We start from the raw sequence: 431 nt of genomic DNA on the forward strand, positions 1-431 counted from the left end.
GAACGGCGCCGAGCGGTTCGGCCCGATCAGCGCGACGCCGCGGTTGAAACACAGATACGCCAGCATCGACGGGAAGATCACCACGTAAACGAGCGTGCCGGCGGTGATCCAGTCGGCGGTCGGCCGCACGCCGCCGGCGTACTCCATAATCGCGAACGGCAGCAGCAACAGCGCTCCGCCGCCGGTGGTGACCACGATCAGCGACAGCGGATGCGTCGCCGGCCGCTTCGGCATCAGCGCCGAATACAGCCCGAACGCGCACAGCGCGCTGGCCAGCATCAGGTCACCGCGGTTGAGCTCGATTGCCGCCAATGCGGCGAAATCGCCGCGCAGGATGATGGTCAAGACGCCGAGCAGCGACAGCGCGATGCCGATCGTCTGCATCCAGGACAGCCGGACACCGAACAGCAGCAGCGACCACAGCGCGACGA

At 67.3% G+C, this 431-nt stretch carries 1 protein-coding gene; it reads right to left on the reverse strand.

Features of this window, described 5'->3' with window-relative positions:
- A partial coding sequence (locus DY467_RS25665; RefSeq protein WP_164639852.1) for an EamA family transporter occupies positions 1-431 on the reverse strand: 431 nt, incomplete at both ends.

The organism is Rhodopseudomonas sp. BR0G17 (assembly GCF_010907025.1).
GTDB lineage: Bacteria > Pseudomonadota > Alphaproteobacteria > Rhizobiales > Xanthobacteraceae > Rhodopseudomonas > Rhodopseudomonas palustris_H.